The 12276-nt window shown below is 40.6% G+C and carries 10 protein-coding genes, 2 rRNA genes and 1 riboswitch (1 of these 13 only partly in view); all 12 genes read right to left on the bottom strand.

Features of this window, described 5'->3' with window-relative positions; translation table 11 throughout:
- Positions 1-17 precede the first annotated feature (17 nt).
- Positions 18-605 carry a phosphoribosylglycinamide formyltransferase gene (gene purN, locus QUF99_RS05170; protein WP_289368891.1) on the bottom strand — a complete coding sequence of 196 codons (588 nt, stop codon included), beginning with the start codon at positions 603-605 and terminating at the stop codon, positions 18-20.
- Positions 602-1642: a phosphoribosylformylglycinamidine cyclo-ligase gene (purM, locus tag QUF99_RS05165; RefSeq protein WP_289368890.1), complete on the bottom strand. Its 1041-nt coding sequence runs from the start codon at positions 1640-1642 to the stop codon at positions 602-604. The genes purN and purM overlap by 4 nt, the downstream gene beginning before the upstream one ends.
- Before the next feature lie 140 nt (positions 1643-1782).
- Positions 1783-3198: an amidophosphoribosyltransferase gene (gene purF, locus QUF99_RS05160; protein WP_289368889.1), complete on the bottom strand. Its 1416-nt coding sequence runs from the start codon at positions 3196-3198 to the stop codon at positions 1783-1785.
- On the bottom strand, positions 3183-5402 hold the full coding sequence (gene purL / locus QUF99_RS05155) for a phosphoribosylformylglycinamidine synthase II (protein ID WP_289368888.1): 2220 nt from the start codon (positions 5400-5402) through the stop codon (positions 3183-3185). The genes purF and purL overlap by 16 nt, the downstream gene beginning before the upstream one ends.
- A complete protein-coding gene (gene purQ / locus QUF99_RS05150; RefSeq protein ID WP_286123264.1) occupies positions 5386-6069 on the bottom strand; it encodes a phosphoribosylformylglycinamidine synthase subunit PurQ in 684 nt (227 codons plus the stop codon). The genes purL and purQ overlap by 17 nt, the downstream gene beginning before the upstream one ends.
- On the bottom strand, positions 6066-6320 hold the full coding sequence (gene purS / locus QUF99_RS05145) for a phosphoribosylformylglycinamidine synthase subunit PurS (RefSeq protein ID WP_286123263.1): 255 nt from the start codon (positions 6318-6320) through the stop codon (positions 6066-6068). The genes purQ and purS overlap by 4 nt, the downstream gene beginning before the upstream one ends.
- Positions 6313-7032, bottom strand: coding sequence for a phosphoribosylaminoimidazolesuccinocarboxamide synthase (gene purC, locus QUF99_RS05140; RefSeq protein ID WP_289368887.1), 720 nt, complete (start codon positions 7030-7032; stop codon positions 6313-6315). Before purC ends, purS begins: the two co-directional genes overlap by 8 nt.
- An 89-nt stretch (positions 7033-7121) precedes the next feature.
- The gene (purB, locus tag QUF99_RS05135) at positions 7122-8423 is read right to left on the bottom strand and encodes an adenylosuccinate lyase (RefSeq protein WP_289368886.1); all 1302 of its coding nucleotides are present in this window, start codon (positions 8421-8423) and stop codon (positions 7122-7124) included.
- On the bottom strand, positions 8420-9571 hold the full coding sequence (purK, locus tag QUF99_RS05130) for a 5-(carboxyamino)imidazole ribonucleotide synthase (protein WP_289368885.1): 1152 nt from the start codon (positions 9569-9571) through the stop codon (positions 8420-8422). Before purK ends, purB begins: the two co-directional genes overlap by 4 nt.
- Positions 9568-10053 (bottom strand): 5-(carboxyamino)imidazole ribonucleotide mutase, encoded by a 486-nt coding sequence (gene purE, locus QUF99_RS05125; protein WP_286123259.1) that lies wholly within the window; start codon positions 10051-10053, stop codon positions 9568-9570. Before purE ends, purK begins: the two co-directional genes overlap by 4 nt.
- A 110-nt stretch (positions 10054-10163) precedes the next feature.
- A riboswitch (purine riboswitch) is annotated at positions 10164-10265 on the bottom strand.
- Positions 10266-10768: 503 nt separating this feature from the next.
- A 5S ribosomal RNA gene (gene rrf / locus QUF99_RS05120) occupies positions 10769-10884 on the bottom strand.
- A gap of 50 nt (positions 10885-10934) precedes the next feature.
- A 23S ribosomal RNA gene (locus QUF99_RS05115) occupies positions 10935-12276 on the bottom strand; it runs 1580 nt beyond the window's last position.

Raw genomic sequence — 12276 nt, 5'->3', positions numbered from 1 at the left:
TCACCCCTAGTTGAATGTTATTTAACAGTCGGATTTTCCATAGATTGAACGATTTTGTTCACCGTATCTACGTACAATCTATGTTCAACGCTTTGAATTTTCTTTTGTAAACTCTCTCTTGTATCCATTTTAGAAACAGCTACTGCTTCTTGTGCAATAATTGGACCTGTATCCATGCCTGCATCCACGTAATGAATGGTCACTCCCGTTACTTTTACACCTGCTTCTAGCGCTTGACCAATAGCATCTTTCCCTGGAAAACTCGGTAATAATGACGGATGAATGTTGATGATTTTTCCACCGTATGCCTTCAGTAAAGTCGGACCAATTAGACGCATATAACCAGCTAAAATGATACAATCAATCTCATATTCTTGTAATTTCTTTAATATCTCTTGTTCAAATACTTCTTTTGACTCATATTTTTTCGGTGAGAAAGCAAAGCAAGGAACATGATGATAATGTGCTCGTCCAACAACACGTGCCTCAGGCTGATCACATACTAGTAAACTGATATCAGCATCTAGTCTTTTTTCTTCCACTGCATTAATCAGCGCTTGAAAGTTAGACCCACTTCCAGAAGCAAAGACTGCCAATCTACTCATAGTCCAGCTCCTCCATGAAATGTAACACCTGATCCTTGTACAGTTTTCCCGATGATATGCGCTTTTTCTCCTTGTTCTTCTAGAAGTTTAATCGCAGATTGTGCATCTTCTTCCTTCACTGCTACTACCATACCAATACCCATGTTAAAAATATTGAACATTTCTTGTTCTTCTAGCTGTCCAACCTCTTGAAGTAAGCTGAAAATCGGCTTAATTTCCCAAGACCCTAGCTCAATCTCTGCTCCAATTCCTTCTGGCAACATGCGTGGAATATTTTCAATAAAACCGCCGCCAGTAATATGTGCCATGCCGTACACTTCAAATTTCTTCAATAGTTCTAAAATAGGTTTGACATAAATTTTCGTTGGTTTTAATAACTCTTCACCAAGAGGTAGCTCCAAACGACCATGTATACGATCTAAAGAAAGCTGTCCATCTTCTAACAACACTTTTCGTACTAGAGAATAACCATTACTATGAATACCGCTAGATGCTAATCCGATTAATACATGACCCGCTTCAATAGATCCACCTGTAACAATCTTCTTTTTATCGACAATACCAACTGTAAAACCAGCTAAATCATATTCTTCTTGTGAATACATGCCTGGCATCTCTGCTGTTTCCCCACCAATTAGTGCACAGCCAGCTTGACGACATCCTTCTGATATTCCTTTGACGATGTTTTCAATTTTACTAGGTTCTGCTTTACCACAAGCAATATAGTCAAGGAAGAAAAGCGGTTCTGCTCCTTGGACAACAATATCATTCACACACATTGCAACTGCATCAATACCAATTGTGTCATGTTGATCCATCATAAAAGCGAGCATCAATTTTGTTCCCACGCCATCTGTTCCAGATACTAATACCGGCTCTTCAAGTGCAAATTTTGATAGATCAAACATACCTCCAAAACCGCCTAGACCGCCTAGTACTTCTTTTCTCATTGTTGTTTGCACGTGTTTTTTCATGCGAGATACCGCTTCATATCCAGCTTCAATATCTACTCCTGCTTGCTTATATGCATTCGCCATCGTTTATATACACCTCGTCTTTTAATTTCTCCCACCCAAGCGGGCAGTAAGACCCCATACTATCTCTCATTATCAGCACTGTATGTTTTAAGAAAAAAGCTAGCTTCTACACAGCGTGTGGTAGAAGCCTTTATGCTTTCTTATTTCATACTCTCTAAAAGCTCTTGTTCATAATCATAAAGAGCCGTTGGATAATCTCCATTAAAGTAAGCCATACATAGACCGCCGTATTTTCCTTCATATGGACGTCCAATTGCTTCTACTAAGCCATCTTCACTTAAAAACGTTAAGGAATCTGCGCCGATGATTTGACGTATTTCTTCCACCGAATTGTTTGCTGCAATTAATTCTTTTCTCGTTTGAATATCAATTCCATAAAAACATGGATATTTAAGTGGTGGTGAAGCAATTCGTACATGTACTTCCGTCGCTCCCGCTTCTCGAAGTAAACGAACAATTCGTCTACTTGTTGTACCACGTACAATGGAATCATCGATCATCACTACACGTTTTCCCTCTACAACACCTCGTACTGCTGAGAGCTTCATTTTTACCCCTTGCTCACGCAATTCCTGAGAAGGTTGAATAAAGGTACGTCCGACGTAACGATTTTTAATAAGTCCTAATTCATATGGAATTCCTGTTGCTTCTGCATAACCGATTGCCGCGGAAATACTAGAATCCGGTACACCTGTTACAACATCCGCTTCAATTGGAGCTTCTTTCGCTAAAGTTTTCCCCATATTTTTACGTGCTGCATGGACATTTATACCAGCAATATTAGAATCAGGACGAGCAAAGTAAATGTACTCCATGCTACAAATTGCGTGATCTACTTCATTTGTAAAACGATCTACCTGGATACCCTCATCATTAATGATAAGTAATTCTCCAGGCTCTACATCACGAATATAGGTTGCACCAACTACATCGAAAGCACATGTTTCAGATGCTACGACATATGCATCCCCCATTTTTCCGATTGAAAGAGGACGGAATCCGTTTGGATCTAATGCAACAATCATTTCGTTTCCTGTTAGTAACAAATAGGCAAATGCACCTTTTACTTTATTTAATGCGTCTTTCACACTTTCGATAAGTGAGCCTTTTGTATTACGTTTAATTAAATGAAGCAATACTTCTGTATCTGAACTTGTTTGAAAAATACTGCCTTCCGCTTCTAATTCACGGCGAAGCATTTTCGCGTTAATCAAGTTACCGTTATGTGCAAGTGCCATACTATGATCAGAAAATCGGAATAAAAGTGGCTGAACATTTGCAACTTCATTTCCGCCTGCTGTTGCATAACGCACGTGCCCAATAGCTGATTTTCCATTTAAACCATCTAACTCACCGCGTGAAAACACTTCAGATACTAAACCAAGCCCCTTATGACCAACGATTTTCTCCCCATTATTTACAACAATGCCTGCGCCCTCTTGACCACGGTGCTGTAAACTGTGCAATCCGTAATACGTAACTTGTGCTGCATTTTCATGCCCCCAAATTCCGAAAACGCCACATTCTTCATTTAGCCCCTTTATTTCAGCAAGCATGGAATTGCCCCTTTCCAAGCCGTTCTCATTTCATCAACATTTGCTGTAAGTAATACTTCACTTTCTTCACCTAAAATTGTTACTTCATTCGTATTTGTTACTTCCCCAACTTGAAGTGCTTCTACCATGTTCTCGAATGCTTCTTTTTGTTCACGTTTTACCGTTACAACGAAGCGAGATTGTGATTCTGCAAATAATACTGCTGTTGCTTCTCCATCTAACTTCACAGTAGCGCCTAAGCCTTTTGCACCCATTGCACTTTCAGCAATCGCAACCGCTAAGCCACCTTCTGCAACATCATGTGCTGATTGAACAAGCCCTGCCTGGATCGCTGCTAACACTTGTTTTTGGCGTTTTAATTCTACTTCTAAATCAATACTTGGTGATTGACCGAAAATTTTACCATGTAGCATTTTTTGCAATTCACTTCCGCCAAATTCTGCCTTCGTTTCGCCAATTACATAAACAAGATCTCCAGCTTGCTTAAACTCTTGTGTTGTAACATGTTTTAAATCATGAACTAGACCGACCATACCAACAGTTGGCGTTGGATATACAGCTTCGCCGCTGCGTTCGTTGTACATTGATACGTTTCCACCAATAACCGGAGTTTGTAATTTACGGCATGCTTCACTCATACCATCCACTGATTTTTCAATTTGCCAGAAAATCTCTGGTTTTTCTGGATTTCCAAAGTTTAAGCAATCTGTGATCGCAAGTGGTTCTCCGCCAGAACATACGATGTTACGTGCTGCTTCTGCTACCGCAATTTTCCCGCCCATTTCAGGGTCTAAGTAAATATAGCGAGAGTTACAATCTGTTGTCATTGCTAATGCTTTTTCTGTGCCACGTACACGTACAACCGCTGCATCCGATCCTGGTTTGACAACTGTGCTTGTGCGTACTTGGTGATCATATTGATCATATACCCACTCTTTACTTGCAATCGTTGGTTGTTGTAATAAAGCGAGCAATGTTTCTTTATAATCATCCACTTTTGGTGTTTCCATCTTCATTTGTTGGAACTCTGCAAAGTATGCAGCTTCTTTTGAAGGTTTATGGTAGATTGGCGCTTCTTCTGCTAACGCATCTGCTGGCGCTTCAGCAACCATTTCACCTTTATGGAATAAACGAAGCATTTTATCTTCCGTTACTTTCCCCATCGTAACTGCTGCAAGACCGTACTTTTCAAATAAATCTACAATCTCTTGTTCTCTACCTTTTTTCACGACAATTAACATACGCTCTTGTGATTCAGATAGCATCATTTCATATGGTGTCATGCCTGTTTCACGCTGCGGTACATCATCTAAGTACATTTCAATACCCATACCTGCTTTACTTGCCATTTCCGCAGCAGATGATGTTAAGCCTGCAGCTCCCATATCTTGAATCCCAACAAGCGCATCAGATTTAATGAGCTCTAAGCAAGCTTCAATTAGAAGTTTTTCCATAAATGGATCTCCTACTTGCACTGCTGGACGTTTTGCTTCTGAGTTCTCAGACAGCTCTTCAGATGCGAAAGTTGCACCGTGAATGCCGTCACGACCTGTTGCAGCACCAACGTACATAACAGTATTGCCAGCACCATGCGCTTGCCCTTTTTTAATATCTTCATGGTTAATTAAGCCAACGCACATTGCATTTACAAGCGGATTCCCTTCATAACATGGATCAAATTGTATTTCTCCACCAACAGTTGGAATCCCGATGCAGTTACCGTATCCTGCAATTCCAGCTACAACTTCTTCAAATAAATATTTCACGCGTGGTGATTGTAATTCACCAAAACGAAGTGAGTTTAATAGAGCGACTGGGCGTGCACCCATAGAAAATACATCACGAATGATACCGCCAACACCTGTTGCAGCACCTTGATATGGTTCAATCGCAGAAGGATGGTTATGACTTTCCATCTTAAATACAACCGCTTGGTTATCACCAATGTCTACAATTCCTGCACCTTCACCAGGTCCTTGCAGTACATGTTCTCCTGTTGTTGGAAACTTACTAAGAACTGGTTTTGAGTTTTTGTAACTACAGTGCTCTGACCACATAACAGAGAATAATCCTGTCTCTGTATAGTTTGGCAAACGGCCTAAAATCTTTTCAACCATGGCAAACTCTTCGTCTGTTAATCCCATTTCCGCATAAATGCGTTCTTCTTTAATTTGTGTTGGATTTGGTTCAAGCAGTAACGACATATGTTTCCCTCCAATGTTTCAAAATAGATTGAAAGACTTTTAAACCTTCAGCACCGCCAAGAAGTTCATCGACAGCACGCTCTGGATGCGGCATCATGCCAAGTACGTTTCCTTTTTCATTTACAATACCAGCAATATCTGAAACGCTTCCGTTTGGATTTTCTACATAACGGAATGCAATTTGATTCTTTTCTTCTAATTCTTTGAGTGTTGCTTCATCACAGTAGTAGTTTCCTTCGCCATGTGCGATTGGAATGTTGATTACTGCACCTTTTTCATATTGTGATGTAAACATCGTTTCATTATTTTCAACACGTAGCTGAACAGTACGGCACATAAATTTCAAGTTTTTATTACGCATTAATGCACCTGGCAGCAATCCAGACTCTACTAAAATTTGAAATCCATTACATATACCTAAAATTGGTTTTCCTTGCTGAGCAGCTTTTTGTACAGCCTTCATCGCATTAGCGAAACGAGAAATTGCACCACAGCGAAGGTAATCTCCGTAAGAGAAACCTCCTGGTAAAAGAATCGCATCATATTCATCTAAATTCTCTGTATCATGCCAAACGTAATCTACTTCTTCGCCCAGCTCATCTTTAATCGCATGAAACATATCGACATCACAGTTCGAACCTGGAAAAACGATTACTGCAAATTTCACTGTGCGACAACCTCCTCAACCTCGTAACGATAATCTTCCATTACAACGTTCGCTAATAGTTTCTCACACATTTCTTTTATCTTGCTATCCAGATCAGATACTGATTTATCAATTGTTAACTCCATATATTTACCGATGCGAACATCTTGTACTTCTGTAAAAGCAAGACTATGAAGAGCCCCTTTTACTGCAGTTCCTTGTGGATCTAATACGCTCTCTCTTAACGTTACATATACCTTTACTTTATACATGTGAAGCTCCCCCTAAACGTTTTAAAATTTCTTCGTACGCATCTGTTAAATTACCAAGATCACGTCTAAATACATCTTTATCAAATTTCTCATTGCTCGCTTCATCCCATAAGCGGCAAGTATCTGGTGAAATTTCATCTGCCAATAATATTTCGCCTTCTTCTGTTACACCAAACTCTAATTTAAAATCTACTAGTCTTACACGACAGCTTGCGAAATGCTCAATCAATACTTGATTGATTTGTAGAGCTTTTTCTCGTAATGTACTTACTTGCTCTGGCGTTGCAACGTTTAACACGCGAATATGATCTTCTGTTACAAGTGGATCTCCTAAATCATCATCTTTGTAGTAAAGTTCTACGATTGGTACTGCAAGTGCAGTGCCTTCTTCCATTCCTAATCGTTTCGAAAGGCTTCCTGCAATTACGTTTCTAGTGACAACTTCTAATGGAATAATGCTTACCTTTTTCACAATTTGTTCTGTTTCAGATAACTTCTCAACAAAGTGTGTATTGATTCCTACTTCTTGTAACTTTCTGAATAAGAGAGTTGTAATCTCATTGTTCAGACGACCTTTTCCTGTAATCGTCGCTTTTTTCTCCCCATTGAAAGCAGTAGCACTATCTTTGTACTCTACCCAAACCATATCTGCTGCTTCTGTACGATAAATTCTTTTTGCCTTACCTTCATACAGCAATTCTAGCTTTTGCATTTCGCAAGCCCCCTGTAGTTTGAAAAATATGAATAATGTATTTATAAAGAATGGCACAGAATGACTCTATTCTGTGCCATATAAAATTATCAGTTTAAACCAAGACGTTCAAAGATTGTATCAACATGTTGCAGGTGATGCTCATAGTTGAAACATTCATTAATTTCTTCTTGTGATAATTTACTTGTAATACGCTCGTCAGCTTCTATAAGTTCTTTAAATTGTACTTGTGTCTCCCAAGCTTCCATCGCTTTAGGTTGTACGATATCGTATGCTTCTTCGCGTACCATACCTTTATCGATTAGTGTAAGCATTACACGTTGAGAGTAAATTAAACCATATGTTCTTTGCATATTACGTTTCATATTTTCTGGGAATACCGTTAAGTTTTTCACGATATTACCGAAACGGTTTAGCATGTAGTTTAATGCGATTGTTGCATCTGGTAAGATAATACGTTCTGCAGATGAATGCGAGATATCACGCTCATGCCATAATGGAACGTTTTCGTAAGCAGTCATCATATAACCACGAATGACACGTGCCAAACCAGTCATATTTTCAGAACCGATTGGATTACGTTTATGTGGCATTGCAGAAGAACCTTTTTGCCCTTTCGCAAAGGACTCTTCTACTTCACGTGTTTCACTCTTTTGTAAACCGCGAATTTCAACTGCCATTTTCTCGATAGATGTTGCAATTAATGCAAGTGTTGACATGTAATGTGCATGACGATCACGTTGCAATGTTTGTGTTGAAATCGGTGCTGCTTCTAGGCCTAATTGTTCGCAAACATATTTTTCTACAAATGGATTGATATTTGCATATGTACCAACCGCACCAGAAAGTTTTCCAACGCGAACTGTATCAGCTGCTTGTTTAAAACGCTCTAAGTTACGTTTCATTTCTTCATACCAAAGACCAAGTTTTAAACCAAATGTTGTTGGTTCAGCATGAACACCGTGCGTTCTTCCCATCATAATTGTGTATTTATGCTCTTTTGCTTTATTAGCTAAAATGTTAGTAAAGTTTTCTAAGTCTTGTAATAAGATTTCATTTGCTTGTTTTAAGATGTAAGATAACGCTGTATCTACTACGTCTGTAGATGTTAAGCCATAGTGAACCCATTTACGTTCTTCACCTAATGCTGGTGTTTCAGATACAGCACGAGTGAAAGCAACTACATCATGACGTGTTTCTTTTTCAATTTCATAAATACGATCCATATCAAATGATGCATGTTCACGAATCTTCTTCACATCTTCTTTCGGAATATCACCAAGTTCAGCCCATGCTTCACAAGCTAAAATCTCAACTTCTAACCACGCTTTAAATTTATTTTCTTCCGTCCAAATTGCACCCATCTCAGGGCGTGTATAACGATTAATCATCTTTTTCCCTCCAACAGTTGTTCTTGATGGTCCCAAATATGCAATGCTCGCGCCTTTTCTAAAGCAACATGAATATCTTGATTTAAAATATTTACATGCCCCATTTTACGTTGCGGCTTTGCTTCTTCTTTTCCATACAAGTGTAAATAGCACCCGGTTAATCTATTCACTTGCTTTAGGACCCCTTCTATATGTTCGCCTAAAATGTTCACCATGACAACTGGTTTTAACAAAATTGTTTCTCCAAGAGGTAAATTACAGATTGCTCGAATGTGTTGCCCAAATTGACTCGTTTCACATGCATCGATTGTATAGTGCCCAGAATTATGAGGTCTCGGTGCTAATTCATTAATATAAATCTCACCATCTGCCGTAGCAAACATCTCTACCGCTAGTGTTCCCACAAGCTGAAGTTCATCCGCGAGCACTTTTGCATACCCATTTCCTTTTTGTGATAGCTCTTCTGTAATGCGAGCTGGTACGATGGATTCATGCAAAATGTTATTTACGTGAATATTTTCAGCTACTGGAAAGACTTTTGTTTCACCGCTTACACTGCGTGTCACAATGACAGAGATTTCTTTTTCAAACGGTACCCACTTTTCTAAAATACATTCAGCTTGATTTACCAGCTCCACCGCTCTCACAATATCAGCTTCACTTCTTAAAACAACTTGCCCTTTTCCGTCATACCCTCCTGTTGTTGTCTTCAACACACAAGGGAAGGAAAGCTCAGCAATTGCTTCTAACAGCTCCTCTTGCTTCTGAATGAGTTTGTACGGTGCTACTGGTAAACCAGCTTTTACAATCGCATTTTTTTCTGTATAACGATTTTGCGTTTTGTGCAATAACTGACTGCCCTGCGGTAAATATGCATGCTTTTCGAGCCATTGTAAGCAGTTATAATCAATATTCTCAAATTCATATGTCACAACGTCGCTTATTTCTGCTAAATGCTGAATCGCTTTCAAATCATCATACGATGCAACAATTTCAATATCAGCAACTTGTGCACATGGTGAATGTTTTATCGGATCTAACACAGCAATTTTATAACCCATTTCCTTAGCTGCAAGTGCCATCATTCTTCCAAGTTGGCCACCGCCAATAATACCAATCGTTCTTCCAGGTAAAATGATTTTCGTCATAGCAGTTCACTACCTTCGCGCACATTTTTTTCGATAGCTTCTCGTCTCAGTTCTAATGCATCATGTATATCATCATGAAACGACCCAAGTATTTGCGCTGCAAGTAGTCCTGCATTTGTTGACCCAGCCTTGCCGATCGCAACAGTTGCAACTGGAACTCCCCCTGGCATTTGAACAATGGATAGTAACGAATCTAGACCATTTAACGCTTTTGACTGAACAGGAACGCCGATTACAGGAAGATTTGTCTTAGCGGCAACCATACCTGGTAAATGAGCGGCTCCTCCAGCTCCAGCAATAATAACTTTTAACCCACGTTCACGAGCTGTTTCTGCATATTCAAACATATAATCCGGAGTCCGATGAGCGGATACAACTTTCTTCTCATACGGAATGTGTAATTCATCTAAGATGTCACAAGCATATTTCATTGTTTCCCAGTCTGACGTGCTTCCCATTATGACTCCAACTAGTGATTTCATATTAGAATCCCCCCGATTCAAATAAAAAAAGCCTGAAATAGAACATTTTCTCTTTTACTATGAGAGAAAGCGCTCTACTCAGGCATACGTATCCCATGAGAATAGAAAAATACCGAGTGACTTTCCCTCATAGTCTAACGAATAACGGTCGTTAGGTAGAGACTTGCAGGCCATATCCCCGCGATTATATGAGGTGCGATATAATATTGTTTCTATGGTTATATTAACAATATTTCATAAACAATGTCAACAAATAATCGAATGTTTTTTTATTACTAATCTATAACGTTCGTGTTTTAGTTATATTCAAAAGAAGAAGTGAAAATATATGCAGGTAAAATAGTAAATTCAGCTGAAAATACGAGAACATATGCATTCTGTATCTTGAATCAGTGTTACAACTGTTTGATTTAATAATATGGCAACAATAGACTGCTTTAATACTTTTCATATTCAATTACAGGTGTTAGAAGATGAAATAATATGAGTTTTTCTATCCATTAGAGTGGGACAAAGAGGAGACTACACGTTTAGCACAAACAGCTTAAATGAAAAAAGAACAAGTTTGAAATTTCTACTTGTAATAGATTTTCTTCATCCCCCACCTAACTTCTTTACTTCCTACCGAACTTTGAGGTAGGAGTATTGCTGCTTGCGAATAGCGGGATAAAAATAAATACACAAAAAAACCTAAGTCGAATCGACTTAGGTTTTTGCTTGGCGACGTCCTACTCTCACAGGGACAAGGTCCCAACTACCATCGGCGCTAGAGAGCTTAACTTCCGTGTTCGGTATGGGAACGGGTGTGACCTCTCTGCCATCATCACCAAACTGATGAAGGTATATTCCTTCAAAACTAGATAACATTGCTTCATATTTATATGGTTAAGTCCTCGATCTATTAGTATTCGTCAGCTCCACATGTCACCATGCTTCCACCTCGAACCTATCAACCTGATCATCTTTCAGGGATCTTACTAGCTTACGCTATGGGAAATCTCATCTTGAGGGGGGCTTCATGCTTAGATGCTTTCAGCACTTATCCCTTCCGCACATAGCTACCCAGCTATGCCCTTGGCAGAACAACTGGTACACCAGCGGTGCGTCCATCCCGGTCCTCTCGTACTAAGGACAGCTCCTCTCAAATTTCCTGCGCCCACGACGGATAGGGACCGAACTGTCTCACGACGTTCTGAACCCAGCTCGCGTACCGCTTTAATGGGCGAACAGCCCAACCCTTGGGACCGACTACAGCCCCAGGATGCGATGAGCCGACATCGAGGTGCCAAACCTCCCCGTCGATGTGGACTCTTGGGGGAGATAAGCCTGTTATCCCCGGGGTAGCTTTTATCCGTTGAGCGATGGCCCTTCCATGCGGAACCACCGGATCACTAAGCCCGACTTTCGTCCCTGCTCGACTTGTAGGTCTCGCAGTCAAGCTCCCTTATGCCTTTGCACTCTACGAATGATTTCCAACCATTCTGAGGGAACCTTTGGGCGCCTCCGTTACACTTTAGGAGGCGACCGCCCCAGTCAAACTGCCCACCTGACACTGTCTCCCGGGTCGATGAGACCCGTAGGTTAGAATTTCAATACAGTCAGGGCGGTATCCCACCAGCGCCTCCACCGAAGCTAGCGCTCCGGTTTCAATGGCTCCCGCCTATCCTGTACAAACTGTACCAAAATTCAATATCAGGCTACAGTAAAGCTCCACGGGGTCTTTCCGTCCTGTCGCGGGTAACCTGCATCTTCACAGGTACTATAATTTCACCGAGTCTCTGGTTGAGACAGTGCCCAAATCGTTACACCTTTCGTGCGGGTCGGAACTTACCCGACAAGGAATTTCGCTACCTTAGGACCGTTATAGTTACGGCCGCCGTTTACTGGGGCTTCAGTTCAGAGCTTCGCTTGCGCTAACCCCTCTCCTTAACCTTCCAGCACCGGGCAGGTGTCAGCCCCTATACTTCGCCTTACGGCTTCGCAGAGACCTGTGTTTTTGCTAAACAGTCGCTTGGGCCTATTCACTGCGGCTTTCCGTTAAGAAAGCACCCCTTCTCCCGAAGTTACGGGGTCATTTTGCCGAGTTCCTTAACCAGAGTTCTCTCGCACACCTTAGGATTCTCTCCTCGCCTACCTGTGTCGGTTTGCGGTACAGGCACCTTTTATCTCGCTAGAAGCTTTTCTTGGCAGCGGGGAATCAAAGACTTCGCTCCATAAGGAGCT

Origin of the sequence: Bacillus sp. DX4.1 (assembly GCF_030348195.1) — a bacterium.
Lineage (GTDB): Bacteria > Bacillota > Bacilli > Bacillales > Bacillaceae_G > Bacillus_A.
The sequence above is the reverse complement of the archived record's forward strand: the minus strand, read 5'-3'. Positions and strand labels throughout refer to the sequence as shown.

Coding starts and splice junctions, on each gene's coding strand:
- purK (WP_289368885.1), bottom strand. CDS start 9,571: ATGACGAAAATCATTTTACCTGGAAGAACGATTGGTATTATTGGCGGT.
- purC (WP_289368887.1), bottom strand. CDS start 7,032: ATGCAAAAGCTAGAATTGCTGTATGAAGGTAAGGCAAAAAGAATTTAT.
- purF (WP_289368889.1), bottom strand. CDS start 3,198: ATGCTTGCTGAAATAAAGGGGCTAAATGAAGAATGTGGCGTTTTCGGA.
- purB (WP_289368886.1), bottom strand. CDS start 8,423: ATGATTAATCGTTATACACGCCCTGAGATGGGTGCAATTTGGACGGAA.
- purN (WP_289368891.1), bottom strand. CDS start 605: ATGAGTAGATTGGCAGTCTTTGCTTCTGGAAGTGGGTCTAACTTTCAA.
- purM (WP_289368890.1), bottom strand. CDS start 1,642: ATGGCGAATGCATATAAGCAAGCAGGAGTAGATATTGAAGCTGGATAT.
- purL (WP_289368888.1), bottom strand. CDS start 5,402: ATGTCGTTACTGCTTGAACCAAATCCAACACAAATTAAAGAAGAACGC.
- purS (WP_286123263.1), bottom strand. CDS start 6,320: ATGTATAAAGTAAAGGTATATGTAACGTTAAGAGAGAGCGTATTAGAT.
- purE (WP_286123259.1), bottom strand. CDS start 10,053: ATGAAATCACTAGTTGGAGTCATAATGGGAAGCACGTCAGACTGGGAA.